The organism is Acinetobacter sp. CE-15 (assembly GCF_051059255.1).
Taxonomy (GTDB): Bacteria; Pseudomonadota; Gammaproteobacteria; order Pseudomonadales; family Moraxellaceae; genus Acinetobacter; species Acinetobacter guillouiae.
On sequence record NZ_CP192737.1, the window covers coordinates 3,361,508 to 3,378,157 of the forward strand.

At 41.0% G+C, this 16,650-nt stretch carries 14 protein-coding genes; 6 read left to right on the top strand and 8 right to left on the bottom strand.

Features of this window, described 5'->3' with window-relative positions; translation table 11 throughout:
- Nucleotides 1-3 precede the first annotated feature (3 nt).
- Nucleotides 4-336, bottom strand: a complete 333-nt coding sequence (locus tag ACQ7EO_RS15435) for a hypothetical protein (RefSeq protein WP_434277921.1) — start codon at nt 334-336, stop codon at nt 4-6.
- Between the two features lie 151 nt (nt 337-487).
- On the opposite strand from ACQ7EO_RS15435, the gene ACQ7EO_RS15440 reads away from it, so the two are divergent.
- From ACQ7EO_RS15440 to cueR, 6 genes are all read left to right on the top strand, one after another.
- Nucleotides 488-1,171, top strand: a complete 684-nt coding sequence (locus tag ACQ7EO_RS15440; protein WP_004722117.1) for a heavy metal response regulator transcription factor — start codon at nt 488-490, stop codon at nt 1,169-1,171.
- The gene (locus ACQ7EO_RS15445) at nt 1,161-2,552 is read left to right on the top strand and encodes a heavy metal sensor histidine kinase (RefSeq protein WP_434277922.1); all 1,392 of its coding nucleotides are present in this window, start codon (nt 1,161-1,163) and stop codon (nt 2,550-2,552) included. Before ACQ7EO_RS15440 ends, ACQ7EO_RS15445 begins: the two co-directional genes overlap by 11 nt.
- A gap of 263 nt (nt 2,553-2,815) precedes the next feature.
- Nucleotides 2,816-3,187 carry a copper resistance CopC family protein gene (locus ACQ7EO_RS15450; RefSeq protein ID WP_004819923.1) on the top strand — a complete coding sequence of 124 codons (372 nt, stop codon included), beginning with the start codon at nt 2,816-2,818 and terminating at the stop codon, nt 3,185-3,187.
- 137 nt (nt 3,188-3,324) lie between these two features.
- The gene (locus tag ACQ7EO_RS15455) at nt 3,325-4,206 is read left to right on the top strand and encodes a copper resistance D family protein (RefSeq protein WP_239046782.1); all 882 of its coding nucleotides are present in this window, start codon (nt 3,325-3,327) and stop codon (nt 4,204-4,206) included.
- 416 nt (nt 4,207-4,622) lie between these two features.
- Nucleotides 4,623-7,106, top strand: coding sequence for a heavy metal translocating P-type ATPase (locus ACQ7EO_RS15460; protein WP_434277924.1), 2,484 nt, complete (start codon nt 4,623-4,625; stop codon nt 7,104-7,106).
- 21 nt (nt 7,107-7,127) lie between these two features.
- Nucleotides 7,128-7,592: a Cu(I)-responsive transcriptional regulator gene (gene cueR, locus ACQ7EO_RS15465; RefSeq protein ID WP_034618209.1), complete on the top strand. Its 465-nt coding sequence runs from the start codon at nt 7,128-7,130 to the stop codon at nt 7,590-7,592.
- A gap of 866 nt (nt 7,593-8,458) precedes the next feature.
- Here cueR and ACQ7EO_RS15470 read toward each other — a convergent pair.
- The 7 genes from ACQ7EO_RS15470 to pcaC form a co-directional block, all read right to left on the bottom strand.
- A complete protein-coding gene (locus ACQ7EO_RS15470) occupies nt 8,459-10,882 on the bottom strand; it encodes a glucose/quinate/shikimate family membrane-bound PQQ-dependent dehydrogenase (RefSeq protein ID WP_434277926.1) in 2,424 nt (807 codons plus the stop codon).
- A gap of 16 nt (nt 10,883-10,898) precedes the next feature.
- Nucleotides 10,899-12,224 (bottom strand): carbohydrate porin, encoded by a 1,326-nt coding sequence (locus ACQ7EO_RS15475; protein ID WP_434277927.1) that lies wholly within the window; start codon nt 12,222-12,224, stop codon nt 10,899-10,901.
- A 19-nt stretch (nt 12,225-12,243) separates the two neighbouring features.
- Nucleotides 12,244-13,704, bottom strand: a complete 1,461-nt coding sequence (locus tag ACQ7EO_RS15480; RefSeq protein ID WP_434277929.1) for a right-handed parallel beta-helix repeat-containing protein — start codon at nt 13,702-13,704, stop codon at nt 12,244-12,246.
- 20 nt (nt 13,705-13,724) lie between these two features.
- Nucleotides 13,725-14,564 carry a type I 3-dehydroquinate dehydratase gene (aroD, locus tag ACQ7EO_RS15485; protein WP_434277931.1) on the bottom strand — a complete coding sequence of 280 codons (840 nt, stop codon included), beginning with the start codon at nt 14,562-14,564 and terminating at the stop codon, nt 13,725-13,727.
- Between the two features lie 276 nt (nt 14,565-14,840).
- A complete protein-coding gene (pcaG, locus tag ACQ7EO_RS15490) occupies nt 14,841-15,470 on the bottom strand; it encodes a protocatechuate 3,4-dioxygenase subunit alpha (RefSeq protein ID WP_034617756.1) in 630 nt (209 codons plus the stop codon).
- A 12-nt stretch (nt 15,471-15,482) separates the two neighbouring features.
- The gene (pcaH, locus tag ACQ7EO_RS15495) at nt 15,483-16,208 is read right to left on the bottom strand and encodes a protocatechuate 3,4-dioxygenase subunit beta (RefSeq protein WP_004722139.1); all 726 of its coding nucleotides are present in this window, start codon (nt 16,206-16,208) and stop codon (nt 15,483-15,485) included.
- 10 nt (nt 16,209-16,218) lie between these two features.
- Nucleotides 16,219-16,632: a 4-carboxymuconolactone decarboxylase gene (pcaC, locus tag ACQ7EO_RS15500; protein ID WP_004722141.1), complete on the bottom strand. Its 414-nt coding sequence runs from the start codon at nt 16,630-16,632 to the stop codon at nt 16,219-16,221.
- Between the last annotated feature and the right edge of the window lie 18 nt (nt 16,633-16,650).

The window sequence follows — 16,650 nt, forward strand, 5'->3', positions numbered from 1 at the left end:
GTGTTACTTACTTGCTGTCGTAGAGGTAGTAGGCATCGTCATATTTGAATGATCCATCTTCATCATCACATGCGCCATATCGACCCCACTCGATTGAGTTGTTTGTGCCATTTCAGTTGAATGTACATGCTGTTGCTCTGCATGTTCATTGTTAGACTTTTTGGCTTTATGCTGTGCATTACAAGGCTTTATAGAGCATTGTATTGGCGTTTTTTCTACGGTTTGAGGATCCGTTTTATTCAGCATTTTAGAGGCATCTGCCCAAGATTGAGTCGTTATCATTAGCGTACCCAGACAGATCACGCTCATTAAACTGCGCTGTAAAATTGCTCGCATTTATACCTCTCCAAGCTTGAGATTCTTAAGTGGTACAATAAATCGGACTATTGAACATTAAGATGACTTGAAAGTGACATTTATGTAATCTATACCTTTCTTTAGTTTTATCACGCTATTATATTTTTAAAGAGTATTCTAGGAAGCAAACATGAGAATATTATTAGTCGAAGATGAGCAAAAAACTGGGGACTACCTTAAACAAGGTTTATCTGAAGCAGGTTATATTACTGACTGGGTTACAGATGGGCTCACAGGTAAACAGTATGCACTTTCTGAAGATTACGATGTCATCATATTAGATGTGATGCTACCTGGGGTAGATGGCTGGCATATTATAGAAGCTGTCCGTAAAAATGGAAAAACCATGCCGATTTTATTCTTAACAGCGCGAGATCAAATTGAAGACCGCGTAAAAGGATTAGAGTTGGGTGCGGATGATTATTTGGTAAAACCTTTCGCGTTTGCTGAACTTCTCGCAAGAATAAAAAGCTTACTTCGTCGCGGACAGCAAAGAGAAGACAGTAACTTAATTAGTATTGCCAATCTTGAACTTGATATCAGAAAACGTCGTGTAACACGTGAGGGGCAACGTATTGACCTGACCGCGAAAGAGTTTGCATTGATGGAATTATTTATGCGTAGACGTGGTGAAATTTTGCCACGAGCGCTGATTGCTTCACAAGTTTGGGATATGAATTTTGACAGTGACACCAATGTTGTCGAAGTTGCAATTAAACGTTTAAGAAATAAAATTGACAGTAACTTTACACCTAAACTGATTCAGAATATTCGAGGAATGGGCTACGTTCTAGAGGTAGAAGATGAGGCGTAAGCTGTTCAATGCGATTAGTTTCCGAATCGCCATCATTTTTTCCCTCTCCACTGTAACGATTTTAATTATTATGGGCTTCGTGATACACCTTGGAGTCACACAACACTTTGAAAGTGAAGATCGAGTACTCCTTGAGGGAAAAATTCAGCTGATACAAAATCTATTAAAACAACATCCAACCAACTCGAAAGAACTCAATGTTGCATTAACAGATTCTCTCATTGGGCATAATAATCTGATTGTGCAAGTTGAACGGCCTGTGAATCAAATTGTATTTAATTCCGCACAAATGGCGATCGCACCACAAGTCATTGCCAACCCAGATCTGGATCAATGGATTAGATGGGACGTTCAAGATAAAAATTATCGTGGACTGGTCTATCAAAATATTTTTGAAGACGATGAAGAGGCTCAATCTACCCAAATTATTGTTGCGATTGATACTTCAGAACACATGCTTTTTTTAAATGAATTTAAACATCAACTCTTTTATATTTGTTTAATTGCCGCACTGTGTTTAATGTTTTTAGGATGGTTTGCTGTTTGGCGAGGATTGCGTCCAATCAAAAGAATAGCCGCAGTTGTAGAAGGCATTTCAGCGCAAAATTTATCTGAGCGTTTAGAAGTTGAGCATACCCCAACAGAATTAAAATCACTGACCATCGCCTTTAATGAAATGCTGGACCGTTTAGAGTCGGCTTTAGAAAAGCTTTCAGACTTTTCATCGGATCTTGCGCATGAAATTCGTACACCGATCAACAACCTAATGACACAAACACAAGTATGTTTGTCGCGCAGTCGAGATATCGATGCCTATAAAGAAGTCTTATTTTCAAATTTAGAAGAGTTTGAACATCTGGCAAGAATCGTTTCAGATATGTTGTTTTTGGCGAAAGCAGAAAATGGGCTTAACCTTAAAAACGTACAAACCATTCATTTATACGAAGAATTCAACACTTTGTTTGAGTTTTATGATGCTTTAGCCGCAGAAAAACATATGACTTTTCATCTGGTTGGTACAGGAAAAGTCAATGCAAATATTGCGATGCTACGCCGTGCACTGAGTAACTTAATCTCCAATGCAATTAAATATGGCAAGTCAAACTCTGTTATTCAGATTAAATGTCAACAAACAGCAGATCACACCAGTTTTTCAGTTGAAAATGAAGGCCCTACCTTATCCCCTGAACAATTATCACGGCTGTTTGACCGTTTCTATCGAACAGATGCCTCTCGTCAACGTGTTGAAGATGGTACAGGTTTAGGACTTGCCATTACCAAGTCTATATTGGCCTTACATGGTGCAAGCATCCAAGCAGAATCACGAGATGGTTTAGTGATCTTCACAGTTGTTTTTAAAAATGAATATCTTCCAACATGATATACAGCGCAAAAGTATCTTAAATAAAATTACACCTTCAAGCAGCTGTTGAAAATACAGCTGTAAAAACTGAAGCACAAACTCATTATTAAAAAAAATTAAACTTTTCTGATTAGTATGTATTTAATTTGCCTTAAAAATCTTTTAACATCACTAATTGTTTAGTTTTTATAAATAACAAAAGTGTAATTTTAAAGTCATTCTGATGTATATCACCCTCTTTAATAATCAAGGTCTAAACACACCAGTAAAAGGAACATTCAATGAAATCCTCGCAAAATAACATGACCAAACTACGTAATGCCTTATTAGGTACAGTGATACTCATTAGCACAACCAATGCTATGGCTCATGTTGATTTAACCAGCAGTACCCCTGCAATGAATGCATCCATTACCACTGCGCCGAAAAGTTTAGTGCTTAATTTTAGTGGAGAAGTCATGTTAATGAATATTAAGGTACTGGATGCACAAAGAACCAATATTCCACTTAACTATAAAGTGAATCATGATCTAAAAAAAATATTTAATGTTCCTGTTCCCGCACTTAAAAAAGGCAAATATTTTGTTGTTTGGACAACAATGGGCAAAGATGGGCATAACATGAACAATGAATATAGCTTCACAATTAAATAAAACCAAAGAAATTGAAGATTGATAAACAACATTCAGCAAGCGACTGAACTGTTGTTAGGGTGTGTTGGCATTTCATCAATGGTCTGAGTTGTCGCAAACTGAGACGAATTGTCAACAGACTCGAATAAAGGAAAAAAATAATGTTCGAATTCTGGATCTGGTCAACTTGGCTAACAAAAATTACCTTATATCTCAGTACTGCTTTCATGATTGGCGGTGCTTTTTGTTATTTTTTACTTTGGCGTTATACCAGCATAAAAGTAACACTACTCAAGTATATGCACTTAGGTGCGACATTAGGTCTGGTTGGAAGCACTTTAGGCTTTTTTATTTTGGTAGGTAGCTTTGCCAACGCAGGGCTTTCCGGTATTTTTGATCAAACCTATCTCAATATCCTTTTAAATACAGACACTGGGCAAATACACATTGTAAGAATCATCAGTTTTGCCTTAATTTTTCTGCTTTTAACCATCAAATTGGGCAAAAAAACCACCCATATTACTACTTTTGAAAAAATACTATTTGCGGTATTGCTGATTCCGATTCTTTATAGCTATTCCCAAATCGGGCATGTCACCAACTTAGCATTTTTTGCTCAAATTCTACTCAGCATTCATGTTTTTTTCATGTCGTTATGGATGGGGTCGCTCTACCCTTTATGGAAAATGAGCCATAAAATCAGTGGGCGATCATTAAGAAAACTCATGGAGGCATTTGGGCGAATTGCAGCCTTTGTTGTCGGAATCTTAATCCTCTGTGGTATCACGATTGCACTGTTATTATTTAAAGATTTGAATACTTTAATCTATACCTCGTATGGTCATGGTTTTGTTCTTAAACTGGCATTTGTGGGGAGTATTTTATTACTTGCTGCTTTCAATAAATGGTTTCTTACCCCACGACTTGAGGAACCTTTATTTGCGCAATATTTAAGTTGTGCCATTTTATTTGAAATGTATTTGGGTTTATTGATTCTACTCACCACTAGCTACATCACCACAGTGGTTGGGATTGATTAAAAATACGGATATAAATCATTGAATTGAGAGCATTATCTTGCACTATAAACAAAACAATGCATCGTTCTTGCCCAGATAAAAAATGATCACGTTGAATGAATGATATGGGTAATGATATCGGTATTGAAAGTCCCTTCTCCCTCCGGGAGAAGGCTAGGATGAGGCCGCTTTTATGTTGATTGATGCTTTAAAATGATTGATAAAAGAAGCCTTATATATAAGTAATAATGAACTAGGATTAAAAATAAAGGAGATGCGTAAACCATAAGTCAAAAAATATTTTATTGGTCTATGTTCATAAACTAAATTTCTATCTACAACAAGCTGTTATAAAAACTTGAATTGTTTTACTTGACCTTACCATTATGTCAAAGTTTAGGATTTAGATCATGGAATAAGACTTATAGGTATGACTTATGGAAAATAGATCACATGATCGTGTTTCTGATTTGAAAAGTAGTTTTCAAATCAAGGGTATGAGTTGTGCAAGTTGTGTCAGTCGAATAGAAACAGCACTTAAAAAAGTCGATGGTGTCACCCAAGCATCTGTGAATTTAGCCACTGAACGTGCTGACATTACATCGAATATCAGCATTGATCGCCAAGCACTGATCAATGCGATTGAACATGCTGGATATGATGTCGTTGACGAAACCACAGAATTATCAATTGATGGAATGACTTGTGCCTCATGTGTCAGCCGTGTTGAAAAAGCACTAAAAGCTGTTCCCGGTGTTAAAGAGGCAAATGTAAATCTTGCAACTGAACGTGCAACAATTACAGGTATAGCCAATGTCACGGCTTTAATCGCAGCAATAGACAAGGCTGGCTATGATGCCAAACAAATTCAAAGCGCTATTCCAGATCAAGCAGAACACCTCGAAAAAAAAGATCAAGAACGCGCTGAGCTAAAACGAGACCTTATACTTGCCACTATTTTTGCCCTGCCTGTTTTTATATTAGAAATGGGTTCGCACCTAATTCCGGGCATGCACCATCTGATCGCTCAGACCATCGGGATACAAAATAGCTGGTATTTACAGTTTATTCTGACCACACTGGTTTTGGTGATTCCGGGCCGAAGATTCTATATCCACGGCTTACCTGCTTTATTGCGTTTAGCGCCAGATATGAACTCGCTGGTTGCTGTAGGTACCTTGGCGGCTTATCTATTTTCCATCGTTGCAACATTTATGCCCAGCATCTTACCGGCTGGAACAGTCAATGTTTACTATGAAGCCGCTGCTGTTATTGTCGCTTTAATTTTACTCGGTCGTTTTCTTGAAGCGAAAGCCAAGGGACGTACTTCTGAAGCTATTCAGCGTTTAGTCAGTCTGCAAGCCAAAGTGGCCCATGTTTCTCGTGATAATCAAATCGTCGATATTCCAATCGATCAAGTTGTTGTAGGTGATTTTATCATTGTCAAACCAGGTGAACGAGTTCCTGTAGATGGAAAAGTCATTGAAGGCAAAAGCTTTGTTGATGAATCGATGATTACCGGTGAACCCATCCCTGTCGAGAAAAAAGTAGACAGCGATGTGGTCGGTGGTACCATCAACCAAAATGGCACCTTAAGCTTTAAAGCTGTTGCTGTAGGTGGCGAAACCATGCTTGCGCAAATCATTCGTTTGGTTGAGCAAGCACAAGGCGCGAAAATGCCGATTCAAGCTGTGGTTGATAAAATCACTTTATGGTTTGTACCTGCTGTCATGGCTGCGGCTGTACTGACGTTCTTGATCTGGTTGATTTTCGGCCCTTCCCCTGCTTTAACTTTCGCTTTGGTCAATGCTGTTGCTGTGCTGATTATTGCCTGCCCTTGTGCGATGGGTTTAGCAACGCCAACCTCAATTATGGTCGGCACAGGACGTGGTGCTGAACTTGGGGTATTATTCCGTAAAGGTGAAGCATTACAACTACTAAAAGATGCCAACGTTGTTGCTGTAGATAAAACAGGGACATTAACCGAAGGTCATCCTGTACTGACAGATTTTGAAGTCACTGAATTTTTTCAACGTGATCATGTTTTGAGTATGGTGGCAGCAGTTGAATCCCGTTCTGAGCATCCGATTGCCAAAGCCATCGTAGATGCAGCCATCAAAGAAAACCTGACCTTACCCAAAGTGAATCAATTTGATTCTGTGACAGGTATGGGCGTCTATGCAGATATCGATGAAAATGGAGAGATTCATATTGGAGCAGATCGCTATATGCTCCAGCTCAATATTGATATTTCACCTTTTGCAAGCGCGGCGCAACGTTTAGGTGATGAAGGTAAATCACCGCTTTATGTGGCAATTCAGGGCAAGTTGGCAGGGATAATTGCAGTCGCAGATCCAATTAAATCAACCACGCCAAGTGCCATTAAAGCCTTACATCAACTCGGTCTTAAAGTTGCGATGGTGACGGGTGACAACGCCCGTACAGCACAAGCGATTGCTCGCCAGCTCGGTATTGACGAAGTGATTGCGGAAGTTCTCCCTGAAGGAAAAGTCAAAGCGGTACAAAGTCTTAAAGCAAAATATGGCAATATTGCATTTGTTGGTGATGGGATCAACGATGCACCTGCTTTGGCTGAAGCCGATGTCGGTCTTGCCATTGGTACAGGTACGGATGTTGCAATTGAGTCTGCGGATGTTGTATTGATGTCTGGTAACTTGCAAGGTGTTGCTAATGCCATTGCTTTATCAAAAGCCACTATCGGCAATATTCATCAGAATTTGTTCTGGGCATTTGCGTACAATACCATGTTGATTCCAGTTGCGGCTGGGCTACTCTACCCGGCTTATGGCATCCTGCTTTCGCCAATCTTTGCAGCAGGTGCAATGGCTTTATCTAGTGTATTCGTCTTGGCCAATGCCTTACGTTTACGTCGTTTTCAACCCGCTTCTACTTTCGAGTAGAAGCTTGTAGAGAGAATCACCATGAATATTGGAAAACTGTCTCAAACTGTTGGAATCTCTGCCAAAATGATTCGTTATTATGAGCAAATTGGTCTGATTCCAGCCGTGGGTCGAAGTAATGCAGGCTATCGTTCTTATTCCGATCAAGATGCTGAACGGCTCAAGTTTATTCGAAGCTCAAGATCGCTCGGCTTTTCGGTTGCAGAAATCGCAGATCTTCTGGATTTATGGAACAATAAAAATCGACACAGTGCCGATGTAAAGCAACTCGCGCTCTCGCATATCGAAAAATTGGAAATCCGTATTACTGAGTTGCAGAAGATGACCAATACTTTGCAAAACCTCATCAATTGTTGTGCGGGTGATCATCGACCGAATTGTCCAATTCTTGAGGGTTTGCAAAAGCAGGATATTGAGCTTCAAGAAAGCTACCATCAAAATGATTCTCTCTCTGTTTCTCCACTTGCGCAGCAAAAAGTTAAATAGGATTTAAATCCTCCCCCTTGCGAAGTAATACTTCTCACTTTTGAAAAAGGAGGGAGCTTTTCATTACTTAAATGAATTGACTTTCATGCAGTTCTCTTCTTTTTCAGTGCAAAGGGGCTTGCACTGCCTCATATTACAGTGATAGGTTTAATTTAACTTGCGTAGGCGATACCTTACTTTTGAAAGATCAAAAGTAACAAAAATCTTTCGTCTGGCGAGGGGTACATCCTTATACCCCCGCCAAACGGCGACATCCTTGTCGCCATGCGGTAGAAACACCGTGTAGAATTCAATGACGAAAAGGTACTTGCACAGCTTTAACTTAAATTGAGAAGTTTTAATTATTTTATGTAAATTCTAGATCTTACATAAATCAAAAAATGATCTTAAAGCGTAAATTATATTGATATTGGAAGTTCCTTCTCCCGCTGGGAGAAGGTTAGGATGAGGGGCTTTTATATTGAATTTTGGGTTAGTACTGCCCCATCTTACGGTGAAAAGTTTATATTTAATTTGCGTAGGCAATACCTTAGATAAAAACCCTTCCCCTTGCGAAGATAATCCTCCCCCACCCTCCTTTGTCAAAGGAGGGAGATCTCCATTACTCAAATAGTTGAGTACTGTAATTAATTGGAATTTCTTTGACCGCTCTTAATTTAAGATCTTGCATAAAATGCATACATCATCCAATTAAATCAGATTATCTTGTCATTTTTTACAACATACCAAAAAGTAGAACAGCAGCATGTGTTATCAGAAAAAATTTAACCTACACCCAGCCAATTCAATTTTAAACCCATAAAAAAACTGCAATCGCTTTACGATTGCAGTTCCATTTTTTAAACAATTTTAACTTACTTTAAAGCTCACTTCAGGCTATAGGCAATCACATAGTCACCATGATCAGGAGATTGTCGAGCACCGCCCGCAGTCACCATCACATATTGTTTACCTGTTTTCGGTGAAACATAGCTGATTGGTGTTCCTTGGCTACCGACAGGTAAGCGTGATTTCCACAACTCTTTACCTGAAGAAGAATCCAAGGCACGTAAGTAGTAATCTTGCGTTGCAGCAAAGAATACTAAGCCACCTTGTGTTGCCATTGGACCACCAATGGTTGGCATACCAATCGGTGCTTTTAATCCCATTTTTATGCCCATAGGTCCAGTGTCTTCGACTGTTCCCATTGGTACTTGCCAAGCAATCTGGCGAGTTTTCATATCAATGGCAGTCATGGTGCCATAAGGCGGTTTTTGACATGGGATATTCAACTTCGACCAGAAGCGATCTTTATTGACTTTATATGGTGTGCCTTTCATCGGTACAGCACCCATACCTGTATTGACCTTTTCACCACCATTTGCCTGAATTGCCAAATCTTCTGGTGTTTGTTCGATCAGCTGAATCCATAAACCTAAACGCATGTCGTTGACAAACATATATTGATGGCTTGGATCAAAGGCAATACTGCCCCAGTTCATGCCACCCAAAGAGCCAGGGAAACTTAACGATTTATCTGTACCCGGTGCAGTATATAAGCCTTCATAACGCATAGATTTAAAGCCGATACGACACATCAACTGGTCAAACGGTGTTGCACCCCACATATCCGATTCAGTCAAGGTTTGATTACCAATTTGTGGCATTTCAACTGAACGTGGTTGGGTTAAACTATATTGTTCACCCGGAATATCGGCAGGTTTAACAGGCTGTTCAATCACTTGGGTTAATGGTTTACCTGTTAAGCGATCCAATACAAAGAATTGTCCAGATTTGGTTCCTATCACCACAGCAGGTTGATTCTTACCACCTTTCATTGGGAAATCAACCAAGCTTGGTTGCATCGGTAAATCAAAATCCCATAGGTCATTATGGACAGTTTGATAGACCCATTTTTCTTTACCTGTGCTTGCATCTAATGCCAAGACAGATGAATTATATTTATGATCCAAAGGTTGACGGTTGCCTCCCCACACATCTACAGATGAGCTCCCCATTGGCATAAATACCGTGTTCATTTTTGGGTCATACGACATCGCAGCCCATGAGTTAGCTGAACTGCGTTTATAGGTTTCGCCTTCTTTTAACACATGGTTTGGATCAGGATTTCGTGGATCAAATGCCCAGCGTAATTGACCTGTGATCACATCATAAGCACGAATCACCCCACCCGGCATATCTGCGGCAAGGTTATCGGCAATACGGCTACCCACCACAATCACTGTGCCCGCAATGGTTGGTGCAGAGGTCACTTCAAAACGTGGTGCGGTGGTTCCCTCACCCAAGCCTTTAAGTAAGTCAACCGTTCCATCTACACCAAAATCTTTACAACGCTCACCGGTGTCAGCATTGACCGCAATTAAACGGCCATCTGGTGTGTTGGTATACACACGGCGTAAACAAGCGGTATTGTTTGCAACAGCTTGAACAGGTGTTGCACCTGCCAACGTCGGTTGGGTTAAAGGTTCAGTTGAATCGAAGTAAGCCACACCACGACAACGTTCCCATGCATCCGACTTAGAATTTACTTCGGCTTTCCAAAGCTGTTTACCTGAGTCAGCCTCTAAAGCAAAAATATTGTTATGTGGCGTACATAAGTAAATCTTGTTGCCCACCTGTAAAGGGGTCATTTGATCTTCTGCACCGTTGCCTGAACCTGTAGTGAAATCACCTGTACGAAAACGCCATGCCTCTTTGAGTTGATGAACATTATCACGAGTAATTTGATCAAGTGCAGCAAAGCGACTGCCGCCAGAATCCTGCCCATAATGTTGCCAATTGCTTTGTTGCTGGTCTGCTTGAACAGGAACCAATGGCAATGCCTGACCAGATGCTGCAACCGTTGGATGCGGTTGGAACATTTGATAAAGCCCAATCAACATACCTAAAACCGTGAGTGCACCCAAGCCATAAGCTGGCAAGCTCGCACTCGGTTGAAACTGGTAACGGCGAATCGCGGGCAAAGTAAACATCAATGCAGCGAATAAACCTGCTGGAAACATCAGTCTTGAAAATAAAGGCCAAAATTCCCAACCTGCATCCAGCAATGACCAGATGATGGTACCCACAAAAACCAAACTAAACAGCCAGACACCGAGTGCTTTTTTCTTAAAGATAAAAATTGCTGATGCCAATGTGATTACACCCGAAATCACGAAATACCATGATCCTCCCAGTGTCGCCAACTTAACTCCGCCTACAGTAAAGAATGCTCCTGTTACAAGCAAAGCCAAACCTAAAATAAAACACCATATTTTTAATACGGTATGTGTCCTTGTAGATTCAGTCATACGTCATACTCCTAAATTAGAAATTCACACGCATGCTTAAACCAGCAACCCATGCATCATCCACTTCTTTTACACCCGCAGGCTGATGGATATATTGTAGGTTTGGTCGTAGCATGATTGCAGGTGACCATTGATAGGTATAGTTCAATTCAACATTGAGCTCATCACGTTGCACAGGTACATAATCTGTTGCAAACCTATCGTACTGGTCATAACCACGGCTGTTATTGATGGCAATCTGACGATCTTTATAACGATCATTGACCATATAATTTGCAAGCCCAAATCCGATTGAATCATTAGGGCGACTGTCAAAAGGTCCTTTGTACCAGAGTGCAAGTTGTTGGGTACTTTGTACTGCCGTGGTGGCTTTATCATTGACAACTGCATTAAAGCTCACGAACAAACCACGTTTAGGGTCCTGCCCTTTTTGGCTCAGTTGTTGTTGTGCATTGAGCCAAAAACTATGTTTGCTATCATGTACCTTTCCTGCGATCGCAATATCATTGGCTTCAGCGGTCGAGTACAGCGCACCGACTTTATACTCGCCTGCTAAACCATCAAATGCTGCTAGTTTTGGACGCCATGCCAGTTCTACTGGAATGGTGGCACCTTTAACATTGCGCATATCCAAGTTAAAACCATCATTTTTGCCAGTTTTAATGTTGTCAGGATTGACTTCATAAACACCGACACCGAGTGTCCACTCAGGTGCAAATTGGTACTTCACATTGGCTCCCCATAAACCTACGGGTAAGTTGTACCAAATCGAACCAATGGATTTGCCCAGTTGTCCACCACAAAGTAATAGGTTTTGAAACTCACATTGTGAACCATTAAAGTCATCTGACATGCCCATACGACCAATCTTGAATTGAACCGTATTGTCAGCAAAGCCTTTTTTGACCCATGCTTGGGTCAGGCGCCAGATTTTGCCTCGTCCATAAATTTCTTGTGAATTGCCTAAAGCACCAGAACGTGGGTCTTTAATGCTTTCTAAAGTTAAAGCATTACCATCACGCTTGGTGATTAAGATATTGGCTGTAGTGTCTTTCCAGCCCGCGATTTTATTTAAATCAAAGTTTGCACCCAATGCCAATTGCGCTGCATTTTCAAAGCTGTTGTTGTCGTGATAGCCCCCGTCTAAATTGGTTGCAGCTTGGCTCATAATAGAGGCCGTAAATTTATAACCGTCTTTTTCCAGTTGTTGGCGTTGTCCATTCCAATCGCCCAATAACCATTGACGATCTTGTGACCAAGCTTGCTCAGCAAAACTACTCTGAGCCATACACAGCGCAACGGCTAAACAGCTCAGTTTGATCGATAATCCATTTAAACTCATATTACTTCCTTATTATTTGTTATTTCAGTTTTACCGCTGAGCTAAGTTCAGATGTTGCACCTAAACGATCTGTGATATTGGCTGTGATCGATGCAACTTTCATTGTCGGTTTCCAAGTCACGCTTGCTGTGCCTTGTGCATTGGTTGCAACAGTACTTGAGCCTAAATAAAACTCGGCTTCATTTGCGCTTGCTTGTGAGTTGCCAAAAAATTCAACTTGATAACGTTGATTCGGTTGTCCTTTTACCTCTACCGCAATTTGACCTTTTGCTAAGGTCAATTTAGGTGCTTGAATATTTTGATTTGGTTGTGGATTACAGCCTTGTTCATTGGGTTGCTGACAGGTCTTTTGTAAGTTTGCTGGATCAATTTTTACGCCATGACCACGTGAACCAACAAAGTGCGCATGTTCTAATCCCGGAATATCAAAAATAATTGCGCCTAATCGTTGATTTGGTACACAGCTTCCACCCGCTTCACAGCGCTTAATGTCTTTGCCATTATTCCAAATTTGATTTTTGGTTAATGTGATATGCGCATTGGCATCTTTTTCTGAACGAATCGCAACACCGACTCGGTTACCATGGACTTTATTACTGTCAAAAATATTGCCATCACCGGTCAGGTTAAAACCGTTGGAGTTATTGGTCAGTTCGTTATAGGCAATATAATTGCGTTTACCCCAGTTGATCTGTAAGCCATCTGAATAGTTTTCAAACTTGTTACCAATCACCGCATTGTCATTGCCCCATAAAATTTCAATACCTTGCGATGGTTCTGGATTTGCAGCAGTGGAAATAAAGTGGTTATTGGCAACCAAGTTAAATGCAGCACCACGTGTTAACTCAAGTCCATCACCATTGTCTTGGAAATAGTTATTCAGCACTTTGTTGTTATTGGTCGTTGTCGCAGTTGGATTACCTTTGCCATCATCCCCTGTCAACATCACCCCTGCACCACCATAGTTGTGCATAATACGGTTATTTTGGATCAGGTTATTGCTGGCACGGTTCATCAAGATTCCAATACAAAAACGACGGATCTCTAGCCCTTGAATACTGACGCCATTGATGTCACGTAACACAATTCCCGGCAAAGTTGTGGTACGAACATTGGTTCCGAACTGCCCTTCAACAGCCCCCGGACAAGCTTCAACCCCTGTACCTTTAATATAATTTGAGCCATCAATTGCGATAAACTCACCTGTTTTTGCCCACTGTGTACCGATGATTTTTACTGGTGCTTTAATTTCTGGCAGTGGGCTGTTGACCTTAATGGCATAAGGCGCTTGCCCAACCGCTTGAATCAAAATCTCACTGGCTTCACTTGGCTTACTATTGGCTTGCTCAATCGCCCAACGCAATGAACCTTTTTCATGATCATCTTGATAACGGTCTACCACATAGCTTTCCGCCATTGCCAAACCAGAAACCGCTAAGCCAAGTGCCAATGTCGTTAAACGTAATGAAATCATTTTCATGTCTAAAAATTCCTTTTAATTTATGGTGTAGGTTGAACGGTTTTTAATAACTGTTTGAGTTGGGTCACATCAATTTGACCGGGCGCAGAAGGCTCACCGATCATGCCGAAACTAAAGCTGCCGCCCATATTGGCTGTGGCAATTCGAGAAATCGTGCCGAGTTTGCCCATCGACATGGTGAGCAATGGTTTTTTTGATTGCTGACTGACTTTTAAAGTGGCATTCATCAAGGTAAATACATCTTGTTTGCTTTGTGGCATCACTGCGATTTTAAGAATATCTGCGCCAAGCTGATCTTGTTTAAGCAAGCGTTGAACGATTTCTGCTTCATCAGGGGTCTTTTTAAAATCGTGATTGGACATCACAATCAACACTTTTTGTTCATGTGCCAATTTAATGGTGTTTTTCACCACTTGCTGATCTCGGAACATTTCCACATCCAGCATGTCCATAAAGGGTTGGCGTAAATAGGCTTGATAAGTTTTGCCATAATCCGCATCGCTGATGGTCAATTGCCCGCCTTCGTTATGGGTACGAATGGTCGCGATCATGGGTTTAACCCCTAAAATCTGTTTAAGCTCATGTCCTAAAGCAATCACTTGCTTAGTGTCACTGGCAAAGTTGAGCAGATCTATGCGGAACTCAGCCAAATCCGCATCTGGATTATTGGCAATGATTTTTGCTTGTGCTAAAGCTTGTTCTTTGGTTTTTGCTGTAATCGGGACTATGGTTTTTACGGGGAGTTTTGCCAATTCTGCAAGTTCAACTGGGCTTGGTGAAACAGGTTGTGCCTGTGTCATTTGAAAGGTAAATATGGAGCTAAGTGCAAGCGTCAATGCTGCAAGTTTTTGTAGTTTCATTTTCATCTTCCTGAATAAATTGTCCGTTTGTATATCGCGTTTTCGCTTGATTACGATTTAATTTAGGTGCTTTTCGTCTATCTAAACCCCTCCTCATCCCTCCCTTGCGGAACTTCAATCGTTCCTCACCCTTTTTAAAAGGGAGGGGTATAGCGAATCTCAAGACTTCAATAACTTCATATCATGTCCACCTTTTAAAAAAGGAGGCATATCACAAATCTCAAGGCTTCAATAAGTTCGTGACAAGCCCCCTTTAAAAAGAGATTTAGGCGATTCCTAGATATCAAAAAACACGGTTTCGTCTTCACCTTGAATGCGAATATCAAAGCGATAGACGATTTCACCGTCGACTTCACTGCGTTTAGCAATCAGGGTTTGGCGGCGGACTGCCCATTCAATACTGTTCAATACAGGGTCATTGGCATTTGCTTCCACTTCATCGTCAAAATAAATACGGGTATGCAAACCAATGTTAATTCCACGAGCAAAGAGTGCGACTGCAATATGCGGTGCTTGAGTTGAGCCTTTACGCCCTGCGACAGCCCCCGGTTTAATGGTGTCAAAACTCCAAAAACCTGTTTCAAAATTTGCGCCTGTACGACCCCAGCCCTGAAAATGAGCATCGGCTGTTTTGCCTTGGGTATCAGCCTGACTTGGATAAACCCCATTGGCATCGGCTTGCCAGATTTCCAGCAATACATCTCTTAATGGTAAACCCAGTCCATCAAACACTTGACCTTCAATACGGATACGTTGACCTTGGGTGTGTTGTTTCACCAACTGGTTATCGAAGCTATGTTCAAATACTTCAATATTGGCTTGTTGTGGCAATAAACCGATATGCACATAAGGACCACCTGTTTGTGATGGGGTTTCCTTAATTTCCTGAAAATTCCATGCATTCATTGTCTGAGTTCCTTAAGTCAAATCATTTTCAAAATAAGTCGCACGACGACCACGCAGATGAATATCAAAGCGGTAACAACGACTATCTGATTCAATGAAATTGTTTTTATCTTCTAATGCGATCAAGGCACGACGCTGATCTTCAGATGGAATGGTTTTTAAAATCGGGCAAGTATCTATTAGGGTATCGCCCTCAAAATAGAATTGCGAAATCAAACGTTGTGCCCAACCATCGGCAATCAATGAAAAATGGATATGCGCTGGACGCCATTCATTGATTCGGTTACGCCAAGGATATGGCCCCGGTTTAATGGTACGGAAAATATAAAAACCATTTTCATCGGTTAAGGTACGACCACAGCCACCAAAGTTAGGATCCATTGCGCCAATAAATTTGTCATTTGGATGGCGATAACGACCTGATGCGTTGGCTTGCCAAACTTCCAATAAGGCGTTTTTTACAGGGCGACCAAACTGGTCACGCACATAACCATGTACAATAATTCGCTCGCCGACTGGGAGCCCTTCTTTGGCATAGTTCAAAATCAAATCATTGTCTTTTGCACCAAAAATTTCAGGTGAAAAATGCGGTGAAGTGACTTCAGTTAATGTTTCATTAATCGAGATCAATGCATTTTTGGGCGAGCGTAATACACTGGTTTTATAGCCTGGTGTATATGCTGGCGGGTGATCTTCTGTATTCCGTTGCGGATATGCACCCAATGTATGACTTAACATGCCTATCTCCTTAATCCTGTTGTTGTGCAGCGACAGGTTGCACTTCTATTCCGAGTTCTTTAAAAACATCTTCAGCCATGTGCATTGCAGCATTTGCGGCTGGCAGTCCCGCATACAATGAGCTGTGTAAAATCAGTTCTTTGAGTTCGTCCTTGGTAACACCATTGTTAAAGCAAGCACGTAGATGCATTCTGAGTTCATCTTCTCGTCCCAATGCCAATAAGATGGCAATGGTGACTAAACTGCGGGTATGCCGTGGTAAACCTTCACGTGACCACACCTCACCCCAAGCAAAGCGGCTTATAAAATTTTGAAAATCTTGGTTAAAGTCATTCAAGTTTTCTAAAGATCGACCGACATGTTTTTCACCCAATACTTCGGTGCGGACCTGTAGTCCTTGTTGGTAACGTTGTTCATCATTCATGGAAATTGTCCCTCTTTA

Coding starts and splice junctions, on each gene's coding strand:
- ACQ7EO_RS15435 (WP_434277921.1), bottom strand. CDS start 336: ATGCGAGCAATTTTACAGCGCAGTTTAATGAGCGTGATCTGTCTGGGT.
- ACQ7EO_RS15445 (WP_434277922.1), top strand. CDS start 1,161: ATGAGGCGTAAGCTGTTCAATGCGATTAGTTTCCGAATCGCCATCATT.
- ACQ7EO_RS15480 (WP_434277929.1), bottom strand. CDS start 13,704: ATGAAAATGATTTCATTACGTTTAACGACATTGGCACTTGGCTTAGCG.
- aroD (WP_434277931.1), bottom strand. CDS start 14,564: ATGAAACTACAAAAACTTGCAGCATTGACGCTTGCACTTAGCTCCATA.
- cueR (WP_034618209.1), top strand. CDS start 7,128: ATGAATATTGGAAAACTGTCTCAAACTGTTGGAATCTCTGCCAAAATG.
- ACQ7EO_RS15460 (WP_434277924.1), top strand. CDS start 4,623: ATGGAAAATAGATCACATGATCGTGTTTCTGATTTGAAAAGTAGTTTT.
- ACQ7EO_RS15475 (WP_434277927.1), bottom strand. CDS start 12,224: ATGAGTTTAAATGGATTATCGATCAAACTGAGCTGTTTAGCCGTTGCG.
- ACQ7EO_RS15440 (WP_004722117.1), top strand. CDS start 488: ATGAGAATATTATTAGTCGAAGATGAGCAAAAAACTGGGGACTACCTT.
- pcaC (WP_004722141.1), bottom strand. CDS start 16,632: ATGAATGATGAACAACGTTACCAACAAGGACTACAGGTCCGCACCGAA.
- ACQ7EO_RS15470 (WP_434277926.1), bottom strand. CDS start 10,882: ATGACTGAATCTACAAGGACACATACCGTATTAAAAATATGGTGTTTT.
- ACQ7EO_RS15450 (WP_004819923.1), top strand. CDS start 2,816: ATGAAATCCTCGCAAAATAACATGACCAAACTACGTAATGCCTTATTA.
- pcaG (WP_034617756.1), bottom strand. CDS start 15,470: ATGAATGCATGGAATTTTCAGGAAATTAAGGAAACCCCATCACAAACA.
- pcaH (WP_004722139.1), bottom strand. CDS start 16,208: ATGTTAAGTCATACATTGGGTGCATATCCGCAACGGAATACAGAAGAT.